The sequence below is a fragment of the Brevundimonas sp. S1H14 genome (assembly GCF_047716865.1).
Lineage (GTDB): Bacteria > Pseudomonadota > Alphaproteobacteria > Caulobacterales > Caulobacteraceae > Brevundimonas > Brevundimonas naejangsanensis.
The window spans coordinates 316,954-341,452 of the sequence record NZ_CP136679.1; the positions used below are offsets into that span (position 1 = coordinate 316,954).

Consider the following 24,499-nt stretch of genomic DNA (forward strand, 5'->3'; position numbering starts at 1 on the left):
CTATCCGCCGATCGCGTGCAGGGATGCGCCATGCTCGCGCAGCCAGCGGCGGTGCGGGCGGTGGTCGCCGATCAGTCGGGTGACGACGGACCAGTAGGCGGGGCTGTGGTCGGCGTGGACCAGGTGGGCCACTTCGTGCGCGGTCAGGTAGTCGGCCACCGCGGGCGGGGCCATGACGACGCGCCAGGAATAGCGGATCGAGCGGTTGTGCGGGCTGCAGGAGCCCCAGCGCGAGCGCGTATCGACGATCGACACCTTCACCGGCGCTTGCCCGAGGGCCTTCAGGTGGACCTGCGTGCGCTCGGTCAGGAAGTCGCGCGCGGCGCGGCGAAACCAGTTCTCGATGCGGCGGGAAAAGGCCTCGCCTTCGCCGCCTGAACGCAGCACCGGCCCTTCGTCCGTCTCGATCAGGCGCGCCGCGCCCGCGCCGCCCGTCGCCTCCAGCCGCAGCGGGCGGCCTAGCCAGGTCACGACGGCGCCCGGCTCGAACGGCTGGGCATCAAGGCGGGCGGCCAGCCGTTCGGCGATCCATCCGGCCTTGGTGCGGGCGAAGGCCACGACCTCGCCAAGGCGCCGCTCGCTGGGGGCCACGGCCACGGCCTCGCCGGCGCGGGCGTCGATGCGGATCGACAGCCGCCGCGCGCGCGGATTGACCGACAGTCGCAGGGCGCCGCCGCCCTCAAGCGGCAGACGCTGACCGTTCCGGTACGACACTGATCGCTTCGTTCTGGGCGATGAAACCGCGCACGCGGGGATAGATCTCCTCGCGGAAACGGCGGCCGTTGAACACGCCGTAGTGGCCGACCTTAGGCTGGACGTAGAGCAGGCGCCGGTCGTCGGGGATGTTCGGCGTCAGGCCGTGTGCGGCCTGGGTCTGGCCGACGCCGGAGATGTCGTCCATCTCGCCCTCGATGGTGGCCAGGCCGATGTCGGTGATGGCCGTCAGATCCACCGTCTGGCCGCGATGCTCAAGCAGGCCGCGCGGCAGCAGATGCTGCTGGAAGACGATGTCGATGGTCTGGAGATAGAACTCTTCGGTCAGGTCCAGCACCGACAGATACTCGTCGTAGAACTGCTCGTGCTTTTCCACGCCGTCGCCATCGCCCGCCACCAGATCCTCGAAATAGCGGCGATGGGCGTCGACGTGCTTGTCTTCATTCATCGACATGAAGCTGTAGAGCTGGACGAAGCCCGGATAGACCCGCCGCCCGACGCCCGGGTAGGGCAGGGGCACGGTGTGGATCATGTTCGACTTGAACCAGGTGAAGGGCTTTTCCTCGGCCAGCTGGTTCGTCACCGTCGGCGACAGGCGGGCGTCGATGGGCGAGCCCATGAAGGTCATGGAGGCGGGGCGGTTCGGGTCGTCCTCGGCGGCCATCACGGCGCAGGCGGCCAGCACAGGCGGCCCCGGCTGGCAGACGCCGACGACATGGGCGCGCGGCCCGACGGCGGCCAGCATGTCGCGCACATGGTCGATGTAGTCGCTGAAGTCGAAGCGGCCTTCCAGCATCGGCACCTGACGGGCGTTGGCCCAGTCGGTGACATAGACGTCGTGGTCCTGAAGAAAGGTCTCGACCGTGCCGCGCAGCAGGGTGGCGTAGTGGCCCGACAGCGGCGCCACGATCACCACGGCGGGCGCGGCGGCGGGTCGCCCCGCGCGTTTCAGGTCGCCGATGTTGCGGGCGAAGCGCACCAGCCGGCACCAGGGCGAGGACCACACCACCTGTTCGGTGGTGCGGACGGGCTTGCCGTCGATCTCGATCGTCTCAAGGCCCCAGTCAGGCTTGCCGTAGCGGCGCGTCAGGCTCTCGAACACCTCGGCGGCGGCATAGGCGGTGCGGCCGATCGCCGTGTCCGACGCCGGATTGAGCGGAGAGGTCCAGAACTGGCGGGCCATCTGGGCCCCGATCCGGAACGGAGCCGCCGAATGATAGGCGAGCTCGTGAAAAGCGTAGAGCATGAAACCCCGACTGCGGCCCCCGCCGATGCGGAACGGCGATCATACAGGATGATGCGCTGCAAAAAAGACCGGCCGCGCCGCGTTCAGGCAAAGGTGATCAGCCCTTCTCCATCGCGTTTTCGATCAGGGTCACGGTGCGGCTGGGCCCGAGATCATGGGCGACGGCGCTGCGGAACTTGCCGTCCGGACCCATCAGATAGACGGTCAGGCCATGGTTCATGGTGTAGCCCTCGCCCTCGCCGACCTTCTGATAGAAGGCGCGGTATTCCTTGGCGACCTGGGCCACCTGTTCCGGCGTGCCGGTCAGGCCGATGACGCCGTCGGGGAAGCCGTCCGACGACAGATAGTCCTTCAGCATCTGCGGGGTGTCGCGCTCGGGGTCGATGCTGATGAAGACGATCTGCAGGTCCTTGGCCTTGTCGCCCATCCGTTCCTGCACGGCGTTCAGCACGCCCAGCGTGGTCGGGCAGTAGTCAGGGCAATAGGTGAAGCCGAAGAAGACCAGGCTCCATTTGCCTTCAAGAATCTTTTCCGTGACCGCCTGCCCGTCCTGATCGGTCAGGGTGAAGGGGCCGCCGACCAGAGGCTGGCCGGTGGCCGCATCCGTCGTCTGGGCCGCTTGTTGACGACCGCCGACCACCACCATGGTGATCAGGCCCAGCGCCAGGGCGATGACCGCACAGGCGGCGGCGAACAGGATGACGGGACGGCGGGGCATGGCCTCTCCTTGAGGGGAACGAAGCGGATCATCGGGCGGGCGCGACACATGGCGCGACACAGGGCGCCGTGCAGCCGCCCTTCGCCCGGTCTATAGAAGAGGGGTGAGCCCGACAGAAGCCCCCATACCGCCGCACGCCCCCCCGCACCTCCTGGCCCAGGCGGGCGGCGAGCTGGCCGGTCTGCCCGAACTGCCCCGGCGAGGGCGCGGTCTGTCGCTGCGCACCCTGATCGTGCTGCGCTGGCTGGCGGTGATCGGCCAGACCTGCGCCATCCTGACCGCCTATTTCGCCCTGCACTTCCCCTTGCCGTTATGGGAGTGCCTGACGGTGATCGGCGCGGGCGTGGCGATGAACCTGGCCACCATGGCACGGGCGCGGCGTATCGACGGCAGCCTGCCGGACGGGCCGCGAACCGCCGCCCAACTGGGCTTCGACATCCTGCAACTGGCGACCCTGCTGGCCCTGACGGGAGGATTGGCCAACCCCTTCTGCCTGCTGCTGGTCGCGCCGGTGACCATCGCGGCGGCGGCCCTGCCCGCGCGGCAGGCGGTCATTCTGGGCGTGATGGCGCTGATCGCCGTGGGCTTCCTGTTCTCCTGGTCCCTGCCCCTGCCGTGGCGCCTGCATGAGCATCTGGAACTGCCGGGCCTCTATCGTCTGGGGCTGGGGCTGGCGCTGGTGACGGGGGTGCTGTTCACCGCCGGCTACGCCTGGAAGGTGGCCGCCGACGCCGACAAACTGGAACTGGCCCTGGCGACGACGCAGGACGTGCTGCAACGCGAGCAGAGGCTGGCGGCCCTGGGCGGTCTGGCCGCCGCCGCCGCTCATGAGCTGGGCACGCCGCTGGCCACCATACAGGTCGTCGCCAAGGAGATGTTGCGCGAGGCCGCTCCCGACAGCCCCGCCGCCGAGGACGCGGGCCTGATCCTGCAACAGGCCGAGCGCTGCCGCGCCATCCTGAAGCAGCTGTCGGCCCAGCCCGAGGAAGGCGACGCCCTGTTCGCCGATATCGATCTGAAGACCCTGCTGGAAGAGGTGGCCCAGCCGCATCGCGGCTTTGATCTGGATTTCGACATCAGCCTGAAGGTCCCGCCGGGACAGGCCGCGCCGCGCGTACGTCGGCTGCCTGAGATCGTCCACGGCCTGTCCACCCTGGTCGAGAACGCCGCCGACTTCGCCACGGCGCGAGTGCAGTTGACCGCCGTGGTCGACGCCGGATGGATCGAGATCGACATCGTCGACGACGGCCCCGGCTTCGCCTCTGAAATCCTGCCGCGTCTGGGCGAGCCCTATGTGACCAGCCGCCCGCAGGCCAAGGCCCGCCGCGCCTTGGCGGCCCAGATCGCCTCGGCGTCCAGCCCGGCGCGGCGGGGGCGACGCGCGCCGCCGCCCCCGGTCACCGCCCCCATCGCTCCCAGCCAGGGCGGCATGGGGTTGGGCTTCTTCATCGCCCGCACCCTGCTGGAACGGACGGGCGCCAAGGTCTCGGTCGGCGCGGGCTCGCCCGCCAAGGGCCAGCCGGGCGGCGCCCTCGTTTCCGTACGCTGGGCGCGTCAGGCGCTGGAAGTCACCGCCTCGGCGATGGATGGGGGCGGAACCTGATGTCGCAGTTGCGAGCTTGGCTCTTGACCCTGCGTCGCTGACGCACGACCTGAACCGCAGGAGAATTTCATGTCCGAACTCGAGACCCAGATCGCCGCCCTCAACGACAAGTCCCTGCTGCTGCTGGACGACGATCAGGCGTTGCGCACCCGCCTTGGCCGGGCGCTGGAAACGCGCGGGTTCGCCGTCACCGTCGCCGGTTCCGTAGCCGAGGCCAACGAGGCCCTGCGCCAGTCGGTCCCGGCCTTCGCGGTCCTCGACATGCGGCTGGAAGACGGCAACGGCCTGAAGGTGGTCGAAATGATCCGGGATCGGCGCGAGGACGCCCGCATCGTCATGCTGACCGGCTACGGCGCCATCGCCACGGCCGTGGCTGCGGTCAAGGCGGGCGCGGTCGACTATCTGCAGAAGCCGGCCGACGCCGACGACGTGGTCAAGGCGCTGCTGTCCGCCGGCGAGGCGCCCGAGCCTCCGGAAAACCCGATGTCGGCCGATCGGGTGCGCTGGGAGCATATCCAGCGCGTCTATGAGCTGTGCGACCACAACGTGTCCGAGACGGCGCGCCGTCTGGGCATGCACCGCCGCACCCTGCAACGCATTCTGGCCAAGCGCGCCCCGCGATAGGCTGCTTTTTGCGCGCTATGCTCGCGACGCGGTCGCTCGCGGCTTGAGCGCGCCGCCTTTCCTTCTCCCCACAAGGGGAGAAGGTGGCCGACACCCATTCAGAAGAATAACGAGTCCGGGCGCCGTTCCTGCTGCGGCGCAGGGGACGTCTGCGGCGGAGCGGGGCGCGTCGCCGGGGGCTGTTGCGGCTGGGCCGGTTGCGGGGCCTGGCCGTCGATGATCACGGGCGGCGCCGCGTCATAGGGCGTGGCCGTGGCGTAGGGGTCTTCGACCTGGCCCATCAGGTCGCCGACGGGATCGGGCGCAGTCCAGCCTTCCGGCAGAGGGGGGCCGTTGGGGATGGGCTGGACGGCCAGACGCGGCAGGGCCGCCTCCATGAAACCGCGCCAGATGGCGGCCGGGGACGAGCCCCCGGTGATGCGGGCCATCGGCTTGTTGTCGTCCTTGCCGACCCAGACGGCGGCGACGAAGCCGCCCGTATAGCCGACGAACCAGGCGTCCTTGTAATCCGAGGTGGTGCCGGTCTTGCCGGCGATGTCGCGCCCGCCGATCGCCGCCGAACGGCCGCTGCCCGAGGTGACGACGCCGCGCAGCATCTGGTTCATGTAGTAGAGCGGCGGATTGTTGATGGCCTGGCCGCCTTTCGACGGGCCGTGGGTGTAGATGACGCGGCCGGACGGGGTGCGGATGCGGCTGATGCCATAGGCGTCCACGCGGCGGCCGCCGTTGGCGAAGGCGTCGTAGGCCTGGGCCATCTCCAGCGGGCTGACCTCGACGGCGCCCAGCGCCATGGAGGGCTGCAGGCCGATCTCGCTGGTGATCCCTAGGCGCTTGGCGGCGCGGGCCACGCTGTCGCGTCCAACCTGATCGGCCACATAGGCGGCCACCGTATTGGTTGACTGGGCCACAGCCTGAGCCAGGGTCATCTGGCCGGAGAAGCGGCCTGAATAGTTGCGCGGCGACCAGCCGCCGATGGTCACGGGCTGATCGATCACCGGCGTCTCGGGCGTATAGCCCGCCTCGACTGCGGCCAGATAGACGAAGGGCTTCCAGGCCGAGCCGGACTGGCGCCGCGCATCCACCGCGCGGTTGAACTGGCTGTCGCCGTATGAGGCGCCGCCGATCATGGCGCGCACCCGGCCGTCGCCGTCCAGGGCGACAAGCGCGGCCTGTTCGACGCCCTTGCCCTTGTCGCGATCCAGAATACGGCGGACGGCGCGCTCGGCGTCGGTCTGAAGGGTCAGGTCCAGCGTCGTCTCGACGACCATGTCCTCGGTCGGTTCGCCGACCAGGCCGCGGATCTGCTTGTCCAGCCAGTCGATGAAGTATTGGGCGTGCTGGCTGGCCAGGGTTTTGGACACCCGCACCGGCTCGGCCACGGCGGCCTCGCGCTGGGCCGGAGTGATGGCGCCGACCTCGACCATTTCGTTCAGCACGACGTTGGCGCGGGCAGCAGCGCGCTCGCTCTCGGAAACCGGCGAATAGCGTGAAGGCGCCTTCAGAAGGCCCGCCAGCAGGGCGGCCTCGCCCACAGTCAACTTGTCGGCGCTCTTGTCGAAATAGCGTTGCGAGGCGGATTCGATGCCATAGGCGCCCGCGCCGAAATAGACGCGGTTCAGATAGAGGGCGAGGATTTCCTTTTTGGAGAATTTCATCTCAAGCCACACGGCCAGGATCAGCTCCTGCACCTTGCGCTTCATGTTCTGATCGGGCGTCAGGAACAGGTTCTTGGCCAGCTGCTGGGTGATGGTCGAGCCGCCCTGGACCACGCGCCCGGCCCTCAGGTTCGAGGCCATGGCCCGGCTCATGCCGATCGGATCGAAGCCGGGGTGGTGGTAGAATCGCCGGTCCTCGATGGCCACGAAGGCGGCGGGGACGTAGTCGGGCAGGGCGTCCAGATCGACCGGCGGCGCCATCTGGGTGCCGCGCACCGCGATCAGGGCGCCGGAGCGGTCCAGATAGGTGATCGAGGGCTGGCGATCGACTTCATACAGGCTGGAGGTGTCCGGCAGGTCGCGCGCGAAGACGGCCAGGAAGACCACGGCGAAGATCAGGCCCCAGACGGCCAGCACCGCGCCCCAGTAGAACAGGCGGCCCATGACGGTTCGACGCGGCTTTGCGCCGCCCTGCTCGTTCCGGTCGGGTCCGCGATCGTTGCGCGCCATGAACATCCCTTTATGCCAGCGAAGCAAACCCTAGCCGTTCCTGCCGCTGGCGAAAACGCCCCCGTTTTCGATCACGGCAGCCTGTGCGTCCTTTTCGCCGAAAGAATGGCTCAGCGCGCCAGGAAGGCGTCCAGTTCGCCGTAGAAGGCTTCCGGCTGGTCGAACATGATGAAGTGGGCGCTGTCGTCGATGCGCTTCAGCCTGGCGCCGGGCAGGGTCGCGAACGACGCCTGATAGATGGCGTCAGTGATCGCGTCGGTCATGCGGGCGTCGTTGAACTTGACGTAGAGCACCTCGGTCGGGGCGGTGATCTTGGCCAGTTCGGGCCGCAGGTCGGTCGTGACCAGTTCGCGGAAGGCGGCGGCCGAGACCTTCTGGTCGCTGTTGCGCATGTCTTCCAGCGCCTCTTCGCGGCGGCTTTCGGTGTTGATCATGCCGTTGATGGCGGGGGTGGCCTGGGCGATGTAGGCTTCCCGCGGGCTGGTCGACTGAGCGGTCCAGATCTGATCGGCGACGGGGGTCACGCTCTCGGCCGTCGCACCGGGCGCGCCGAACATGGCGCCCATGAAGGGGATCATGTCGACGACCATCAGCCGGCCGACCAGATCGGGGTGACGGGCGGCCAGCATCATGCCCATGGTCCCGCCCATGGAGTGGCCGACGACGGCCGGCCTGTTCAGATGCTGCTCGCGGATGTAGCGGGCGATTTCCTCGGCCACGGGGGCGCCGACCGGCTGAGGCGCGTCGCCCTGGGCGTTGGCCTGAGCCGCAGCGCCGGCGAAACCGGCGACGTGGATGCGGTGGACGCGATAGCGCCCGTTCAGGTGATCGACCGTTCCCTGCCAGACGGCGGGCGAGGACGACAGGCCGGGGATCAGGATCAGGTCGGGCGCGCCCTCGGGCCCGTCGACCACCACGTTGAGGCGGTCGGAGGCGAAGGCGGCGTGCTGCGCGCTGTGGGCTGCGTGGTTGACGTGGCCGTCCTGAGCCAGGGCGGGGGCGGCGGCCAGCAACAGGGCGGCGGCGGTGAAAAAAACGGTGGAGGCGGTGCGGATCAAGGCGTCTCTCCCAAAGAGAATTTGAGACAGATTAATTCATCGGCTGAGGAAGGGAATGGCCTTTGGACGCCTGACCGTCCCTGCTGCTACAAGGCGGCCATGACCGCAGACGCCGCGCCCGCACCCTCTACTGCCCCCGAAGCGAAAGCTCCGCCCACCGCTTTCGGCAAGGGCTTCATCACCGACGCCTGGTATTTCGTCGCCCTGGCGCGCGACGTGCCGGTCGCCAGCCTGAAGCGCTATGAGATCATGGGCGAGCCGGTCCTGATCGGCCGAACCCGCGCGGGCGAGGTCTATGGGATGCGCGACATCTGCCCTCACCGCGCCGCGCCCCTGTCGGCCGGGCGGCTGGTCGAGAAGCCGGGCGAGGGCGAGACGATCGAATGCCCCTATCACGGCTGGCGCTTCCGGCCCGATGGGGTGTGCGCGGCCATCCCGTCGCTGGTCGAGGATCAGGCGTTCGAGGCTGAGCGCATCAAGGTGCGATCCTATCCGGTGCGTGAGAGCCAGGGCATGGTCTTCGTCTGGATGGCGGCCGACCCCCGCAATCCGTCCGAGCCGGATCAGGAGCCGCCGCAGTTTCCCGGCGCCGTCGGCCAGCCGCGTCTGGTCGAGTGGATGGATTTCGACAGCCATATCGACCATGCGGTCGTCGGCCTGATGGACCCCGCGCACGGGCCTTATGTCCATCAGCAGTGGTGGTGGCGGTCCGAGCATTCGATGCACGAGAAGGCCAAGACCTTCGCACCCGTAGACTTCGGCTGGGCGATGGTGCGCCATGCGCCGTCCTCGAACAGCCGCCTGTACAAGGTGCTGGGCGGGGCGCCTGCGACCGAAATCACCTTCCGCCTGCCGGGCTACCGCTGGGAGCATATCCAGGTCGGCGCCAAACAGGTGCTGGCCCTGACCTGCCTGACGCCGGTGAGCGAGACCAAGACCCGCATCACCCAGATCTTCTGGTCCGACCACTGGGTGTTCGGCATCGCCAAGCCCTTCCTGCGCATGGGGGTCGTCGCCTTCCTGAAGCAGGACGGCGGCATGGTGAACCTGCAGAACGAGGGGCTGAAATACGACCCGGCCCTGATCTGGATCGACGACGCCGACAAACAGGCCAAATGGTATCAGCAGCTGAAGCGCGAATGGCTGAAGAGCCGCGCCGAGGGCCGCGCCTTCGTCAATCCGATCAAGGAGACGGTGCTGCGCTGGAAGAGCTGACGGCTGAAGTCCGGCGGCGCAGCTCTGGCCGTTCCGTGCGGAACGGCGCAATCATGCCGTCATGAAATCGGTCGCGCGCCTCTTTCGTCTGCATTTCGCCCTATGGCTGGGGTTGGGGTTGGGGTTGGCGGTAATGGCGGCCGCGAGCGCCGTTTCGCCCGTAGCCTGGGGCTGGCCGGTGCGGCTGGCGGTCGCCTGGGACGCGGGCGTGGCGGCCTTCCTGCTGCTGACCTTCGTGCGGCTGAGCCGAACCCGATCGGTGGCGGAGATTCGCGCGCGGGCGGCGGAGCTGGATCAGGCGGGCGGGGCGGTGCTGCCGCTCAGCCTGTTGGCGGCGGGGGCCAGCGTCTTCGTCATCGTCTTCATGGCGGCGTCGGGCGGCAAGCCGACGGCGACGGCGGCGGTTCTGACCGTGGCCACCATCGCCCTGAGCTGGCTGTTCGTGCAGACCATTTTCACCCTGCATTACGCGCATGAATTCTATGCGCCCGCCGAAGCCGACGATGGCGACCGACAGGGCCTGATGTTTCCGGGAGAGGAAGACGCCGACTATTGGGACTTCCTGCACTTCGCCCTGATCATCGGCGTGGCGAACCAGACGGCCGACGTGCAGATCTCCAGCCAGCGCCTGCGCCGCATCGCCACCGTCCACAGCATCGTGGCCTGGCTGTTCAACACGGTGATCCTGGCTCTGGCCGTCAATCTGGCGGTCAATCTGTTGTAGCTTTCGCCGGGTTCGCCTTGACTTGGCCGCTATTGAGGCCCATCTGCGCCGCATCGCACAATGCGATGACCGGCGCGTTCCAGCGCGTGTTTGGGCTTCCCTGACCGGAAGGCCTGTCTGTCGAGCGGCCGGATCATTCGATTTCATACGTCGTCCATACACGCGGGGCGGCGCCCGTTCCCCGCCCGATTTCGGGCAGGCGACGTGCGCCCTTTTGTGAAGGTCTGGTTCGTCCAGACGCGCGCGCCGCCGTTCGTGAAAGACAGACGTGAGCGACACTCTTACTTTTGAATCCATGGGCCTGAACAAGGCTCTTCTGACCGCCCTGGCCGCGACCGGCTATGAAAAGCCGACGCCGATCCAGGCCAAGTCCATCCCCGACGTGATGAAGGGCAAGGACCTGCTGGGCATCGCCCAGACCGGCACCGGCAAGACTGCGGCCTTCGCCCTGCCCATCCTGCACCGCCTGGCCGAAAACCGGGTGGCGCCCAAGCCGCGCACCACCCGCGCCCTGATCCTGAGCCCGACGCGCGAACTGGCCACCCAGATCGCCGACAGCTTCAAGCAATACGGCGCCCACCTGGGCTTCCGCGTGGCCGTCATCTTCGGCGGCGTGAAATACGGCCCGCAGGAACGCGCCCTGCAACAGGGTCTGGATGTCCTGGTCGCCGCGCCGGGCCGCCTTCTGGACCACATCCAGCAGAAGACGCTGGACCTGTCGCAGACGGAAATCTTCGTCCTGGACGAGGCCGACCAGATGCTGGACCTGGGCTTCATCAAGCCGATCCGCCAGATCGTCAGCCGCATTCCGGCCAAGCGCCAGAACCTGTTCTTCTCGGCCACCATGCCGTCGGAGATCGGCAAGCTGGCGGGCGAGCTGCTGAAGGACCCGGTCAAGGTCCAGGTCACGCCGCAGGCCACCACGGTCGAGCGCATCAAACAGTCAGTGATCTGGGTCGAACAGGGCAAGAAGCGCGCCCTGCTGACCGAGCTGTTCTCTGATCCCGCCTATACGCGCTGCCTGGTCTTCACCAAGACCAAGCACGGCGCCGACAAGGTCGCAGCCTATCTGGAGGCCGGCGGCGTCGAGGCCGGGGCCATCCACGGCAACAAGAGCCAGCCGCAACGCGAGCGCGCGCTTGAAGCCTTCAAGAACGGCAAGCTGCGCGTTCTGGTCGCCACCGACATCGCCGCACGCGGCATCGACGTGGACAAGGTCACCCACGTGGTGAACTTCGAGCTGCCCTATGTGCCGGAAGCCTATGTCCACCGCATCGGCCGCACGGCCCGCGCGGGCAAGGACGGCACCGCCATCAGCTTCGTCGCCGGCGACGAGATGAAGCTGCTGAAGGATATCGAGAAGGTTACGCGCCAGAAGATTCCCGCGATCGACCGCCGCAACGATAAGGCCCTGGCCCAGCTGGACGCCTCCATCATGTCGGCGGGCGTGGCCAAGAAGGCGACCTTGCCCGAACGTGAAGGCCGCTCGGACGGCGAGGGCCGGGGCGGACGTGGCCGCGGCGGGCGCAACCCGCATCGCGAAGGCGTCAAGCAGGAGGGCGGCGGTCAGCCGCACCGCCAGCGTCGTGGCCGCAACGGCGCGCCTGCGGCCGAACGCCCGGCGGTCGCCTATGATCCGATGGCGGGCGACCGCGCCCGGTCGTCGGTGCGCGCCGCCCCTGCGGCCGAGCCCAAGCCGGTCGGCGAACTGCAGCGTCGTCCGCGCCGTCGCCGCCCGTCCAACGGCGGCAAGGGCCATAGCGCCCAGGCTTGATCGCTACGATCAATGCAGAATGAAAAAACGGCGGCTCCTTTGCGGGAGCCGCCGTTTCCGTATCCGCCGTCAGGCGCGGATCAGAAGGCCCAGCGGGCGCCGATCGAGGCCACCAGGGCCGAGCCTTCGGCCTCGCCGCGCAGGTGCGAGGTCACGGCCGCCGGGGTGCCGGCGTAGAAGGCGCGGTCGTCGTGGATCGTCGAGTCGCTGAAGGCGATGTAGGTCAGGCCCGCGTCGAAGGTGACGCCCTCGGTCACCTCGGTCGAGCCGCCGACCGAGAACAGCCAGCGGTCGGCGTCGGGGATGCGGGCCGTGCGCAGGCTGTCGCGGGTCGGGGTCGGGTCGTAGCCGACGCCGGCGCGCAGGGTGGTCTTGTCGCTGATGGCGTAGTCCAGGCCGATGGCGCCGGTGGTGACGTCCTTGTAGTTCTGATGGATGACGTCGCCGCCGTTCGGATATTCGACGGTGATGGCCTGGAACTCGGACCAGCCGATGCGGTTGACCTGAGCGTTCAGCGTCAGCTTGTCGTTGACGGCGTAACGCACCGAGGCCGAGGCGAACCACGGGGTGTTGAAGCTGGCCGTACCGCTGGTCGTGACGCTGTTGGGCGCCAGCGGGCCGGTCAGGACGATGGCCACGTCGCCGTCCAGTTCGTGCTCGATCTTGGAGCGGTAGGACAGGCCGAAGTCCCAGGGGCCCTTGTGGACCTGGGCCCCGACGTTCCAGCCGAAGTCCCAGCCATCGCCTTCCAGCGAGGAGGAGCCGTCCGGCAGCAGGGGCGAGACCGACGGCATGGCCGAGGTCAGCTTGGCCTTGACGTATTGCGCGTTCAGCCCGGCGCCGACGTCCAGCCAGTCGTTGACCTGATAGGCCAGGGTCAGGCTGGCGTCGCCCGAGCGCAGCTCCGACGTCAGGGCGTCATAGCGGGCGAAGGAGCCTTGCTCGTACTTGGTGGTGAAGTTGTAGGGGGCGGCCACCGAGACGCCGACGGCGAAACGCTCGCCGATCGGGGTGGCGAAGGCGAAGTTGGGAACCAGGCCGCTTTCGATCGGGTCGACCTCGGTATTGCGCGGGTTGACCACCGGCACGTCCACGCCGCCCGGATAGGTGACGTAGGAGCCGGTGTTGCGCACCTCGGAATCGATCTTGATGGCGTGCAGGCCGAGGGAGAGTTCGCGACCGCTGCGGGCGATCGAGGCGGGGTTCCACCACAGCGAGCCGACGCCGCGATCGGCGGCCTCGCCGGAGAAGGCGCGTCCGGCGCCGCGCACGGACTGTTCCTGCAGATAGAAGGAGCCTGCGAAGGCCGGGGCCGCCACGCCCGTCATCAGGACGGTGGTCAGAGCCAGGCCGCCGAGGCGGGCCATGTTCCTGGGGGTCATTTACGCTTCACCTATGTCGTGGGCCGACCATTGAAAAAAGGCGGACGGCCTTGGTTCGGGGAGAGCCGCCACGCTGTTCACCACAGCGTCCGTGTCATGAAAGCGTTGCGTCCAAGGCTGGTGTCGGACGGCTTCCCGGCAAAAGCGTGGCGCAAAAGGCGCGCAATTTCACACCTTGGTGAGGTTACGTAGCGGCAATTATGATGCCCGAAGAACGCAGTTCGGCAGATAAATCATGTTCCGCTGCGTCAACTTCAGCTTGATCTCGACCTCGGATCACCAGCTGGGTTCCGACCTCGTCGGCGGTATGTCCGCTGCTGAAGCCGAAGGGATAGGAGCCGAAGGACAGGTGGGGGCGCGCCTCGGCGGCGGCGCGCAGGATGTCGGCCACGGCGCCCTCGCCCACGCCTGTGACGCGAAGTGCGCGGCTGTGCACCGGGGCGCCGGTCTTCAGGCGCGGGGCCACGTCGTCCAGCATGGCCTCCATGATCTTGGGCACGCCCGCCATGACGAAGACGTTCTCAACCTGAAAGCCCGGCGCGTCGCTGACAGGATTGGCGATCAGGACGCCGCCTTCGGGCACGCGGGCCATGCGGCGCCGGGCGGCGTTGAACTCTCCGGGCGCATAGCGGCGCTCGAGGATGGCGAGCGCCTCAGGGTATTCCTTCACCGGCACGCCGAAGGCGGCGCCGACCGCATCGGCGGTGATGTCGTCATGGGTCGGGCCGATGCCGCCGGTGGTGAAGACATAGTCGTGAGTGGCGCGAAGGGCGTTCAGGGCCGCGACGATCTGGTCCTGACGGTCGCCGACCACCCGCGCCTCCATAATGTCGACGCCTAGCGGCGCCAGGAAACGCGCTAGGGTGTTCAGATTGCTGTCGCGGGTGCGGCCCGACAGGATCTCGTCGCCGATGATCAGGACGGCGGCGGTGGGAGAGGGCTGGGGCTGGGACATGGCGCCTAGATAGGAAACGAAGGCCCTTGCGTCAGCGGCGAACCCTGACGGGCTTGAGGTTTTGTGCTAGTCTGACCATCTGAAGTTCTGAAAGTCGTTTCTTCGCCCGGTCCGCCTGATTGCGGAGCGCGCGCCTCCCCGAAAGCCGAGCATGTACGAGACCCCTGACCTGGAAACCGACGTCTTCGTCCGCAGCCACGAGATCCGCATCTATGACGCGGAAGGGTTCGAGGGCATGCGCAAGGCCGGCCGTCTGGTCGCCGAGGCGCTGGACATGATCGGCGAGCATGTGAAGCCGGGCGTGACAACGGGCGAGCTGGACGATCTGGTGCGCGAGTTCACCCTGGACAACGGCGGCACGCCCGCCTGCCTGGGCTACAAGGGCTATACCAAGACGGTCTGCACCTCGATCAACCACGTCGTCTGCCACGGCATTCCGGGCGACAAGGTCCTGAAGGAAGGCGACATCGTCAACATCGACCACACGGTCATCGTCGACGGCTGGCATGGCGATTCGAGCCGCATGTATCCGGTCGGCGAGATCAACGCCCGCGCCAAACGGTTGATCGACGTCACCTATGAATCGCTGGACCTGGGTCTGGCCCAGATCAAGCCGGGGAACACCTTCGGCGACATCGGCTACGCCATCCAGAAGTTCGTCGAGGCCCAGCGCATGAGCGTGGTGCGCGACTTCTGCGGCCACGGCATCGGCCGGGTCTTCCACGACAGCCCCAACGTCCTGCACTACGGCCGTCGCGGCGAGGGCGCGGTGCTGAAGCCGGGCATGTTCTTCACGGTCGAGCCGATGGTGAACCTGGGCAAGCCCGCGGTGAAGGTGCTGTCGGACGGCTGGACCGCCGTGACCCGCGATAAATCGCTGTCGTCGCAGTGCGAACACTCGATCGGCGTGACCGAGGACGGGCTGGAAATCTTCACCGCCTCGCCCAAGGGCCTGTTCCGCCCGAAATTCTGAGCTAGTCTCCCCCTCGGGGGAGGCTGATGCTCGATCAACCGCCAGAAAAATCGCCGGAACAACCGAAGGCCAGGCCGCACCACGCCGGGCATCGCGAGCGGCTGCGCGAGCGCGCGCGCACGGCGGGCATTCATCATCTGCCGGACTATGAGCTGCTGGAGCTGTTCCTGTTCCGCAGTCAGCCGCAGGGCGACGTCAAGCCGGTGGCCAAGGCCCTGCTGACCCGGTTCGGGTCGCTGGCGGCGGTGCTGGCGGCCTCGGTTGAGGATCTGATGACGGTCAAGGCCGAGGACTCGCGCGGTCGGGCCAGGGGGGTGGGCGCCGAGACGGCGCTGGACCTGGCCGCCCTGCATGAAGTGTCTCGTCGGGTGGCCAAGGAGGAGGCGAACCGGCGCACCGTCATCTCGTCATGGACGGCGTTGCTGGCCTATGTGCGGCTGTCGCTGCAGCACGAACCGCGCGAGCAGTTCCGCGTCCTCTATCTCGACAAGAAGAACCAGCTGATCCTCGACGAGATCCAGAACCGCGGCACGGTCGATCACGCCCCTGTCTATCCGCGCGAGGTGGTGCGTCGGGCGCTGGAGCTGTCGGCCAGCGCCATGATCATCGTCCACAACCACCCCTCGGGCGACCCGACGCCCAGCCGGGCGGACATCGACATGACCAAACAGGTGATCGAGGCGGCCCGCGCTCTCAGCCTTACCGTCCATGACCATCTGATCGTCGGCCGCGAAGGCGTGGCCAGCTTCAAGCAACTGGGACTGATGTGACTGTTCTTTCGACCGAGCGTTTGACGCTGACGCCCGTCGCCGTGGGCGACATGGATGACCTGACCGCCCTGTGGGCCGACGCCGACTTCACCCGCCACATCATGGGGCGCGGCCTGTCGGAGGAGGAGGTCTGGTTCCGCCTGCTGCGCGATGTCGGCCACTGGCAGGTCAAGGGCTACGGCAACTGGTCGATCCGCGAGACGGCGACGGGAGCCTATGTCGGCAGCGTCGGCGTGCTGGACTATCGTCGCGACATGGCGCCGCCGTTCGACGCGCCGGAGCTGGGCTGGGGCGTGGCGCCGGTCTTTCAGGGGCGCAGTATGGCGCGCGAGGCCCTGCAGGCGGCGCTGGGCTGGACCGACCAGCACAGATCGGAGCCGCGCACCGTCTGCATGATCTCCCCCGACAACGCCGCCTCCATCCGACTGGCCGAACGGGTCGGCTACCGCCCCTATGGCCATGCCGACTACAAGGGCTCGGTCGTCACCCTGTTCGAGCGGCCCAAAGGCGGGCTGGTCGAGGCGGTCGGAGGGGCGGCTGACAGGACCGGCGGGGCCGGGTAAGCTTTACATTCTCGGGCCGGTTCGCCGGTCCGTCGCCTTCCGGAGTGCTTTCATCATGCCCATGTCCGCCGACGATCTTCGCGCCCATCTGACCGAGGCTTTCCCCGACGCGGACATCGCCATCGAGGATCTGGCCGGCGACGGCGACCACTATCGCGCCCGCATCGTGTCAGAGGCGTTTCGCGGTTTGAACCGGGTGCGCCAGCATCAGCTGGTCTACGCCGCGCTGAAGGGCAAGATGGGCGGCGAACTGCACGCCCTGGCGCTGGAGACCTCCGCCCCGGCCGAGGCGGGCTGATCGATGCGCTATCGCCCCTTCGGAACCTCGGGGGCGGCCGTCTCCAACCTGACCTTATGCCTGGGGGCGGATGCGACGGCGCGCGGCGCGGCGCATGTGCGTCAGATGATCTTCGCGGGCCTGGAGGCGGGCATCAACGCCTACCATTTCGACAGCGTCGACCCGGCGCTGTTGCAGGCGGCGGGCGAGGCCCTGGGCCATGTCGAGCGGCGTCTGATCATCGCCAGCGTGAGTCTGGGCGCCGGGCGCGATTTTTCGCCGATCAGCCTGGGACGAGAGATCGAGCAGGGGCTGCACGCCTCGGGGTTGGGTTGGTTCGATCTGGCTGTGCTGGACCGGCCGGGCGAGAATGAACTGCCGCAGGCCGCGCTGACGGCGCTGAAAACGATCCGCAAGGCGGGCCATGTGCGGATGCTGGGCGTGGCGGGCGACGAAGAGGTGACCGACCTCTATGTCTCGACCGGGGCGTTCGACGCCCTGTTCACCCCCTTCCACGCCAATATCGAATGGCGGGTGCGCGCCCGGATGCGGGCCGCGCTAGAGCGGCAGATGAACCTGTTCGTCTACGGTTATTTTCCCGACAGCCTGTCGACCGAACGCAAGGCGGCGGAAGCCGGGGCGCCTAGAAAGCGCGGCCTGTTCGGCCTGGGCGGGAGGGGACCGGCGGAAGAAGCGCAGCGCGGCTCCTTCGCCTTCCTGCATCAGACGCGGGGCTGGACCGCTGAGGCTATCTGCCTGGCCTACGCCCTGACCGATCCGGGCGTGTCCAGCGCCCTGATCCGCCCGCGTGACCGCGCGGAGCTGGAGGCGCTGGCGGCGACGCCGGAGCGCGACCTGCCCGCAGGTCTGTCGGCTCAGATCGAGATGGCCCGCGTAGACGCCCAGGTCTGAGGCGCTTCAGGCGCCGATGGCCGAGAAGGGGCCGTTCAGGAAGCCGGGCTTGCCATAGGCCAGGGGGCGGCCGTCCTCGGCCAGGACGCGGCCGCCGGCCGCCTCCAGCACCGCCTGACCCGCAGCGGTATCCCATTCGCAGGTCGGGCCGGTGCGGGGATAGGCGTCGTAGCGGCCCTCGGCGATCAGGCAGAACTTCAATGAGGAATCCATGCCCTGCCACAGACGGCAGCCGTTGCGTCCGGCAAGGCGCTCGGCGTCCTCGTCGCTGATGCTATGGCTGACCAGGGCGGTTGCGTCCTGCGGGCGTTCGCGCACCCGCGCCGGTTTCCAGGCTTCTCCAAAGGCGCGGCGCTGGGCCCCTTCGCCCCGCGCGACCGAGCGCCAGGTCAGGGCCAGGGCGGGCGCCGTCACCACGCCCGCGACCGGGGCGTCGGCTCGCACCAGAGCGATGTTGACGGTGTAGCTCTCGCGGCCCTGGATGAAGCCCTTGGTGCCGTCCAGCGGATCGATCAGCCAGAACCACTCGCCGACCGAGGGGGGCAGGCCGTCGGCGGCGGCGGCCTCTTCGGCGACAGCCTGAACCTGGGGCCAACGGGCGGTCAGACGTTCAAGGATCAGCGCCTCGGCGGCGCGGTCGGCGGCGGTGACGGGGCTGTCGTCGGCCTTGATCTCGGCCGTCGTCCCGGCGCGCCAGTAAGGCAGGATCAGCTGGGCCGCCTCTTCGGCGATGTCGGCCAGGGCTTCGGTCAGCCGTCCCGAGACGAGGTCGTCTTCAAGTTCGGCGAAGGCGGAGGGGGAAGCGGGGACGGTCATGCCGCACCCGATAACCCATGCGGCCGGTTTCAAGAACCGGCAAATCAGGCCACCTTGGCCTTAACCTTTTGCAAACCATGCCGCCGAACGCCGTGTCCGACCTGACTTCATCGCCTTCCATCGCCGACATGCCCGTCGCCAGCCTGCCTGTAGACGGCGCCGAACTGGCCGCCTTCATCGCCGCCAAGCTGTGCCATGACTTCATCAGCCCGGCGGGCGCGGTCATGTCGGGGCTGGACCTGTTGGACGACCCGAGCGCTCAGGACATGCGCGATGATGCGCTGGGGCTGATCCAGCAGAGCGCGGCCAAGATGGTGGCCCTGGTCCATTTCGCCCGTGTGGCCTTTGGCGCGGCCACCTCCAGCGAACAGTTTTCCGGCGCTGAACTGCACGGCCTGCTGACCGGCCTGACCGATGGCGGGCGGGCGACGCTGGATTGGCGCGTCGGCGAGGAGACCTTCACCAAGCTTCAGGCGCGCGCCCTGCTGAACCTGGCCTATCTGACGGTCGGCGCCCTGCCGATGGGCGGAGCGGCCACGGTCGCCGTGCGGCGCGAAGGCGGCCAACTGATCCTGATCGGCTCGGCCGAAGGCGCGCGGGCGCGGCTCAAGGCAGAGGCCCTGACCGGACTGAAGGGCGAGCGTCTGACGGAGGGTCTGGCCGGGCAGTGGATTCAGCCCTACTGGCTGTGGCTGACGGCCTGCGACGCCGGGGGGCGGCTGGAGACCACGGTCGAGGACGGCCGCGTCGCCCTGATCGCCCGCCTGCCTCTGGCGGACTGAGCCAACCTTCCGTTAACCGGCGTCAGACCATTCTGACGTGAATATCGTCGTTATTCGCTTTTCGCGAGAATGAGTCCCGTGGACCCCAAGACCTGTCTGATCGTCGATGACAGCCGGATCATCCGCAAGGTGGCCCGTCGCATCCTCGAAGACCTCGCCTTTGAGGTGCAGGAGGCGGCTGACGGCGCCGAGGCGCTGGAGGTCTGCGTCGGCGCTATGCCTGACGTGGTGCTGTTGGACTGGCAGATGCCGATTATGGACGGAATGACCTTTCTGGGCCGCTTGCGCGCCCTGCCGGACGGGCGCGATCCCAAGGTGCTGTTCTGCTCGGTCGAGACGCGCGCCGACCGCATCGCCGAAGCCCTGTCCGCCGGGGCGGACGAATATGTTATGAAGCCGTTCGACGGCGACATCCTGCAGTCCAAGCTCGCCGAAGTGGGAGCGATTCAGTCGCCGTCATGACGCCGGAGGATTTTGAACGTCTTCAAGCTCTGCTGGCCTCGCGCGCGGGATACCGCCTGTCGCGAGAGCGGATGCAACTGGCCGAACATCGGCTGGGGCCGGTCGCGCGCCGTGAAGGCTATCACAACGTCGAGGCCATGCTGGCCAGCCTGTGGAGCCGCCCGGTCGCGTCGCTCGGCTGGGGGGTGATCGAGGCCCTGCTGAACGGCGAGACCTGGTTCCGGCGCGACCGGGCGACCTTTGAAGTGCTGGAGCGCGAACTCTTGCCCGCCCTGACGGCGGCGCGCGGCGGGCCGGTGCGGATCTGGTCGGCGGGCGCCGGTTCGGGTCAGGAAGCCTATTCGCTGGCCATCGCCGCCCTTGAGGCCGGTGCGCGGGTCGAGGTGCTGGCCACGGACCTGTCGCGTCAGGCGATCGAGAAGGCCCTGTCGGGCCTCTACAGCTCCTTCGAGATTCAGCGGGGGCTGTCGGCGCGGACCATGCTGCGCTGGTTCGAGCAGGTCGATGATCAGTGGCGGGCGCTGCCGGAACTGCGCGCAGCCATTACCTTCAAACGCGCCAATCTGCTGGACGAGCCGCGCGACGAGGGGCGTTTCGACATCATCTTCTGCCGTCATGTGCTCGGCGACATGACGTCTGAACGACGGCCTCGTCTGCTGGACGGGCTGGAGCGGCGGCTGGTCGATGACGGCTGCCTGTTCCTGGGCATGGACGAGCGCCCCGACGGCGACAGCGTCGCCTTCAGGCCCGTGGCGGGACGGCGCGGCCTCTATGTGAAGGCGCCCTCGGCCTATCGTCGGGCGGCCTGACGTTCAGGCATGACGCTCAGGCCTGCAACAGGCCCTGCGCCGCGACGGCCTTGACGCCGGGGCCGGGAACCTCGGTGAAATCCAGATCGGCGACACCGAAATACTCCTGCTGGTTCAGGGCGCACCAGTCGGTGGTGACGATGCGGATCGTATCGCGCTTCTCGTCGCCCTGAACCGCGCCGTAGACGAAGTCGCCGGTGCGTCGCGCGAAGGGCATGACGCGGTCCTGATTGGCCAGGGCGGTCAGTTCGCTGAGGCGCGCGGCCGGAACCTCGGCGGCCATCAGCTTGCCGTCGAACCGCACGACGGCGTCGAAGGCGTAGCGGCTGATCGGCCCGGCGGGCAGGCCCGTCCCCAGCGTCGTATGGCCGATGAAGCCTGCCTGGGCTCCGGCGAAACGGGCGAAGGCGGCGGCCACGGCGCGGCCGGTGTCGCCCAGCGACAGGGCGGCGGGACTGATCCCAAGGATCGCGCGTTCCTGCGCGGTTAGATGCTGCGCCAGCGTCGTGCGGATAAGGGCGGCCAGAGCCGGGTCGGCGGGACCGTCTAGGGTAATGCTGCGTGACTGGGCCCGAACGCTTCCATCGCTGAGATAGTCGGCCGCCGTATAGGCGTTGTTCCACGATCCGGTGTGGGCGTAGAGGCCGCGGCCCAGCGGCTCCTGAAACAGCAGATGGTTGTGTCCGCCGATCATCAGGGCGCCGTCGGGAAGGGCGGACAGCATCCCCCGGTCGCCCGCCACCCCGGCGTGGCTCATCACCAGCGTCAAGTCGGCGCCGTCCAGCAGCGGCGGCAGGTGGGAGCGCGCCCAGTCGGTCGGGTCGGGGATCGACAGCCAGTCGCGGCTGTCCTTGGGATAGGTGTTCAGCGAATTCGTGCCGAAGCCTATGATGCGCAGGCGCCGCTCGTCCAAGGCGATCTCGGTCGCGGCGGGGGCGTAGGGCTGACCGGTGCGCGCGTCGATGATGTTGCTGATGACGCTGATCCCCAGCCCGCGCATCCTCGCGACCACGTCGTGCAGGTCAGGCGTCAGATCGTTGTCGTGGTTGCCCAGATTGACCACCGTCGGCGCGATGGAGGGCAGGGCGGCCAGAAAGGCCCAGTCGATCACGCCCTGCGACCGCACCGAGACGACATTGCCGTGCTCAAAGATGTCGCCGTCCAGGGCGATCAGGTGCGGAACCGGCTGGCTGCGGACTTCGGCGCGCAGGGCGGCCAGAACCTGGGCGCTGCGCTCATAGGCCGAATGCAGGTCGGACATGGCCAGAACGCGGGCCAGAACGCGGGCCAAAACTCGGGCGGGCGCGCGGCCGATAACCGGGGCGGACTCATCGCGGCCGAACGCGGGCGTTGCACAGATCAGGGGCAGGGCGGCGGCGCCCGCGAGGAAACGTCGGCGGGAGGGGGCGACGGGGGGCATGAGCGTCTCCTGCGGCGTTCAGCGAGGTTCGGGCGCAGCCGATCTGCTTTGCATGTCCTGCTGCGGCGCACAATGTCGCAACCTGGTCGGGAATGAATCGAACGCCGGTTTCCTTTGGCCTGTGGCTCTGTCGCGAAAGCTTCATGCGGGGCGGCGCTTCTGGGCTGGAAACAGTTGGGCTTCGGGCCTAGGGGCTGCGGCGAATTAACCCGCCCAAGATCATCAAGAAGGGGATATCTCGATGACGCGTCTCTCAGTTCTCGCCGCCTCCGCCAGCGGCCTGGCTCTGCTGCTTTCCACGCCAGCTTTGGCCCAATCGTCCGATGCTCAGGCTGAGCAGGCCGCCGCTGTCGGCGACATCGTCGTGACCGCCCAGCGCCGTAGCGAAAGCATCCGCGACGTGCCCTTCGCCGTCACCGCCATGAACACCGAGACGCTGAACGCCGTGAACGCCGGCGGCGGCGACATCCTGCAGCTGTCGGGCCGGGTGCCCAGCCTGCAGGTCGAAAGCTCCAACGGCCGCTACGCCCCCCGCTTCTATATCCGCGGCCTGGGCAATGTGGACTTCGACTTCACCGCCTCTCAGCCGGTGTCGATGGTGATGGACGAACTGGTTCTGGAAAGCGTCTATCTGAAGGGCTTCCCCCTGTTCGACGTGAAGCAGCTGGAAGTGCTGCGCGGACCGCAGGGCACCCTGTTCGGCCGCAACACCCCGGCGGGCGTGATCAAGATCGACACCACCAAGCCGGGCGATGATTTCACCGGCTTCGGCTCGATCACCTACGGCAACTACGGCTCGACCCGGGCCGAGGCGGCTGTGACCCTGCCGGCCTCGGATACGCTGTCGGTCCGCGTCGCGGCCCTGTGGAACCACCGCGACGACTATATCAACAACGCCTATGACGCCCCCTTCGCCAAGAAGGACGGCAAGGACCTGGGCAATTTCGACGATGTGGCGGGCCGCATCCACGTCGCCTGGACCCCGAACGACCGCCTGTCGACCCTGCTGACCCTGCAGGCGCGCGACTATGTGGGCACCGGCACGATGAACCGCGCCAACGTCCTGACCAAGGGCTCGAACAAGCTGAACGACAACTTCGACCGCGAGACGGTCTGGTATGACGGCGGCCGCAATAACTTCCAGAAGCAGCAGACCACCTCCCAGTCGCTGCAGGTCGCCTATGATTTCGGCCCGGCGACCCTGACCGGCGTGGTCGGCTCCTTCCAGGGCTGGTCCCAGGGCGACGGCGACATCGACGGGGGCGTCTCGGCCGGCGCCCCGGCGGGCGCGGGTTACAAGACCCCGTTCCCGGTCGAGTCGGGCACCCTGTCCAGCGACCTGCTGCAGAACACCTATGAGCTGCGCCTGACCTCGAACGGGGCGGGCCGTCTGGGCTGGCAGGTGGGCGCCTTCTATTGGGACGAGCGCATCAACCTGGTGTCGGGCACGTTCGACGGCGTCGGCGGGATCATGCCGACCAAGGTCACCGACATCGTGCAGAAGTCGGACTCCTGGTCGGTCTTCGGTCAGGCCAACTATCAGGTCACGGACGCCCTGAAGCTGACCGGCGGCCTGCGCTATACCGACGACAGCCGCGACTATCACGGCCGCATCGTGGTCGGCACGCCCGCCAATGCAGAAGGCCAGGTCTCGGTCGGCGACGAGCAGGTCAGCTGGGACGTCAGCGCCCTGTATGAGGTCAACGACAGCCTGAACCTGTTCGCCCGGGTGGCCAGCGGCTATCGAGGTCCGTCGATCCAGGGCCGCAACCTGCCGGTGCTGACCACGGCGGATTCGGAAACCGTCATGTCCTATGAGACCGGCTTCAAGGCCCGCCTGTGGGACGGCCGCGCCCGTCTGAACGCCACGGCCTATCTGTATGACGTCAAGGACATGCAGTTCACGGCCATCGGCGGCATCGACAATTCCAACCGCCTGATCAACGCCGACAAGGGTCAGGGCTACGGTCTGGAGATCGACGGCGACGTCTATCTGGGCGCGGGCTTCACCCTGGCGGGCGGCGTGGCGTGGAACCACACCGAGATCAAGGACAAGGACCTGCTGGTCGCCATCTGCGGCAACCACCTGTGCACCATTACCGATCCCATGGTGAATGTCGGCGGCACGGATCGCGCCAACATCGACGGCAATCCCTTCCCGCAGGCGCCGGAGTATTCGGCCAACCTGACCCTGTCCTACGTCCGCCCGATCGGCGACGATCAGGAACTGTTCGCCTCGACCGACTGGGTGATGCAGAAGGACTTCAACCTCTTCCTCTATGAGGCGGTCGAGTTCCGTCAGGCTGCCAACTTCGAAGGCGGCCTGCGCGCAGGCTGGCGCGACCTGAACCGGGGTCTGGAGGCGGCCGTCTATGTCCGCAACATCACGGACGAGGCCAATGTCATCGGCGCCATCGACTTCAACAACCTGACGGCCTTCGTCAACGAGCCGCGCATGTACGGCGTGGAGCTGTCGAAGCGCTTCTAAGCCTTCACCGGCTGACCAAACTTGAGGGCGGCGGCGGGGAGACCCGTCG

The 24,499-nt window shown here is 67.9% G+C and carries 23 protein-coding genes; 14 read left to right on the forward strand and 9 right to left on the reverse strand.

Annotated elements, in window-relative coordinates:
- From RSD66_RS01520 to RSD66_RS01530, 3 genes are all read right to left on the reverse strand, one after another.
- A complete protein-coding gene (locus tag RSD66_RS01520; protein ID WP_415288741.1) occupies nt 1-714 on the reverse strand; it encodes a M48 family metallopeptidase in 714 nt (237 codons plus the stop codon).
- On the reverse strand, nt 680-1,960 hold the full coding sequence (locus RSD66_RS01525; RefSeq protein ID WP_415288742.1) for a polyhydroxyalkanoate depolymerase: 1,281 nt from the start codon (nt 1,958-1,960) through the stop codon (nt 680-682). The genes RSD66_RS01520 and RSD66_RS01525 overlap by 35 nt, the downstream gene beginning before the upstream one ends.
- Before the next feature lie 97 nt (nt 1,961-2,057).
- On the reverse strand, nt 2,058-2,678 hold the full coding sequence (locus RSD66_RS01530) for an SCO family protein (RefSeq protein ID WP_415288743.1): 621 nt from the start codon (nt 2,676-2,678) through the stop codon (nt 2,058-2,060).
- Nucleotides 2,679-2,781: 103 nt separating this feature from the next.
- Here RSD66_RS01530 and RSD66_RS01535 point away from each other — a divergent pair, with 103 nt between their 5' ends.
- The gene (locus RSD66_RS01535) at nt 2,782-4,281 is read left to right on the forward strand and encodes an ActS/PrrB/RegB family redox-sensitive histidine kinase (protein ID WP_119413263.1); all 1,500 of its coding nucleotides are present in this window, start codon (nt 2,782-2,784) and stop codon (nt 4,279-4,281) included.
- A 69-nt stretch (nt 4,282-4,350) separates the two neighbouring features.
- On the forward strand, nt 4,351-4,905 hold the full coding sequence (locus RSD66_RS01540) for an ActR/PrrA/RegA family redox response regulator transcription factor (protein WP_119413264.1): 555 nt from the start codon (nt 4,351-4,353) through the stop codon (nt 4,903-4,905).
- Nucleotides 4,906-5,003: 98 nt separating this feature from the next.
- Here RSD66_RS01540 and RSD66_RS01545 read toward each other — a convergent pair whose 3' ends face one another.
- Both RSD66_RS01545 and RSD66_RS01550 read right to left on the reverse strand, forming a co-directional pair.
- A complete protein-coding gene (locus tag RSD66_RS01545) occupies nt 5,004-7,076 on the reverse strand; it encodes a transglycosylase domain-containing protein (RefSeq protein WP_415288744.1) in 2,073 nt (690 codons plus the stop codon).
- A 104-nt stretch (nt 7,077-7,180) separates the two neighbouring features.
- Nucleotides 7,181-8,128, reverse strand: a complete 948-nt coding sequence (locus RSD66_RS01550; protein WP_415288745.1) for an alpha/beta fold hydrolase — start codon at nt 8,126-8,128, stop codon at nt 7,181-7,183.
- A 99-nt stretch (nt 8,129-8,227) separates the two neighbouring features.
- Between RSD66_RS01550 and RSD66_RS01555 the strand changes: the two genes are divergently transcribed.
- The 3 genes from RSD66_RS01555 to RSD66_RS01565 all read left to right on the forward strand — a co-directional run bounded on the left by RSD66_RS01555 (nt 8,228) and on the right by RSD66_RS01565 (nt 11,841).
- The gene (locus RSD66_RS01555) at nt 8,228-9,343 is read left to right on the forward strand and encodes a Rieske 2Fe-2S domain-containing protein (RefSeq protein WP_415288746.1); all 1,116 of its coding nucleotides are present in this window, start codon (nt 8,228-8,230) and stop codon (nt 9,341-9,343) included.
- 61 nt (nt 9,344-9,404) lie between these two features.
- On the forward strand, nt 9,405-10,067 hold the full coding sequence (locus RSD66_RS01560; protein WP_415288747.1) for a DUF1345 domain-containing protein: 663 nt from the start codon (nt 9,405-9,407) through the stop codon (nt 10,065-10,067).
- 268 nt (nt 10,068-10,335) lie between these two features.
- Nucleotides 10,336-11,841: a DEAD/DEAH box helicase gene (locus tag RSD66_RS01565; protein WP_029673485.1), complete on the forward strand. Its 1,506-nt coding sequence runs from the start codon at nt 10,336-10,338 to the stop codon at nt 11,839-11,841.
- An 80-nt stretch (nt 11,842-11,921) separates the two neighbouring features.
- Here the strand turns inward: RSD66_RS01565 and RSD66_RS01570 are convergent, their stop codons facing one another.
- A complete protein-coding gene (locus tag RSD66_RS01570) occupies nt 11,922-13,223 on the reverse strand; it encodes an OmpP1/FadL family transporter (RefSeq protein WP_415288748.1) in 1,302 nt (433 codons plus the stop codon).
- A gap of 184 nt (nt 13,224-13,407) precedes the next feature.
- On the reverse strand, nt 13,408-14,178 hold the full coding sequence (locus RSD66_RS01575; protein ID WP_415288749.1) for a competence/damage-inducible protein A: 771 nt from the start codon (nt 14,176-14,178) through the stop codon (nt 13,408-13,410).
- A gap of 151 nt (nt 14,179-14,329) precedes the next feature.
- Between RSD66_RS01575 and map the strand changes: the two genes are divergently transcribed.
- Genes map through RSD66_RS01600 form a run of 5 tightly spaced genes read left to right on the forward strand, consistent with a single transcriptional unit; the run spans nt 14,330 to nt 17,673 of the window.
- Nucleotides 14,330-15,151, forward strand: a complete 822-nt coding sequence (map, locus tag RSD66_RS01580) for a type I methionyl aminopeptidase (protein WP_024354241.1) — start codon at nt 14,330-14,332, stop codon at nt 15,149-15,151.
- Nucleotides 15,152-15,177: 26 nt separating this feature from the next.
- A complete protein-coding gene (gene radC, locus RSD66_RS01585) occupies nt 15,178-15,921 on the forward strand; it encodes a RadC family protein (protein WP_415288750.1) in 744 nt (247 codons plus the stop codon).
- Entirely contained in the window at nt 15,918-16,484 is a 567-nt protein-coding gene (locus tag RSD66_RS01590) for a GNAT family N-acetyltransferase (protein WP_415288751.1), read from the forward strand. Before radC ends, RSD66_RS01590 begins: the two co-directional genes overlap by 4 nt.
- 55 nt (nt 16,485-16,539) lie before the next feature.
- Complete coding sequence (locus RSD66_RS01595) at nt 16,540-16,782, forward strand: BolA family protein (protein WP_024354238.1); 243 nt, start codon at nt 16,540-16,542, stop codon at nt 16,780-16,782.
- Between the two features lie 3 nt (nt 16,783-16,785).
- Nucleotides 16,786-17,673: an aldo/keto reductase gene (locus RSD66_RS01600; RefSeq protein ID WP_346524631.1), complete on the forward strand. Its 888-nt coding sequence runs from the start codon at nt 16,786-16,788 to the stop codon at nt 17,671-17,673.
- A gap of 6 nt (nt 17,674-17,679) precedes the next feature.
- Here the strand turns inward: RSD66_RS01600 and cysQ are convergent, their stop codons facing one another.
- Nucleotides 17,680-18,489 (reverse strand): 3'(2'),5'-bisphosphate nucleotidase CysQ, encoded by an 810-nt coding sequence (cysQ, locus tag RSD66_RS01605; protein WP_024354236.1) that lies wholly within the window; start codon nt 18,487-18,489, stop codon nt 17,680-17,682.
- 77 nt (nt 18,490-18,566) lie between these two features.
- On the opposite strand from cysQ, the gene chpT reads away from it, so the two are divergent.
- The 3 genes from chpT to RSD66_RS01620 all read left to right on the forward strand — a co-directional run bounded on the left by chpT (nt 18,567) and on the right by RSD66_RS01620 (nt 20,542).
- Complete coding sequence (chpT, locus tag RSD66_RS01610; protein ID WP_415288752.1) at nt 18,567-19,271, forward strand: histidine phosphotransferase ChpT; 705 nt, start codon at nt 18,567-18,569, stop codon at nt 19,269-19,271.
- Between the two features lie 69 nt (nt 19,272-19,340).
- Nucleotides 19,341-19,733, forward strand: a complete 393-nt coding sequence (locus RSD66_RS01615; protein WP_029673484.1) for a response regulator — start codon at nt 19,341-19,343, stop codon at nt 19,731-19,733.
- Nucleotides 19,730-20,542 (forward strand): CheR family methyltransferase, encoded by an 813-nt coding sequence (locus RSD66_RS01620; RefSeq protein ID WP_415288753.1) that lies wholly within the window; start codon nt 19,730-19,732, stop codon nt 20,540-20,542. Before RSD66_RS01615 ends, RSD66_RS01620 begins: the two co-directional genes overlap by 4 nt.
- Before the next feature lie 16 nt (nt 20,543-20,558).
- Here RSD66_RS01620 and RSD66_RS01625 read toward each other — a convergent pair whose 3' ends face one another.
- Nucleotides 20,559-21,962 (reverse strand): metallophosphoesterase, encoded by a 1,404-nt coding sequence (locus tag RSD66_RS01625; RefSeq protein ID WP_415288754.1) that lies wholly within the window; start codon nt 21,960-21,962, stop codon nt 20,559-20,561.
- Between the two features lie 241 nt (nt 21,963-22,203).
- On the opposite strand from RSD66_RS01625, the gene RSD66_RS01630 reads away from it, so the two are divergent.
- Complete coding sequence (locus RSD66_RS01630) at nt 22,204-24,450, forward strand: TonB-dependent receptor (protein ID WP_346524636.1); 2,247 nt, start codon at nt 22,204-22,206, stop codon at nt 24,448-24,450.
- The last annotated feature ends 49 nt before the right edge of the window (nt 24,451-24,499 follow it).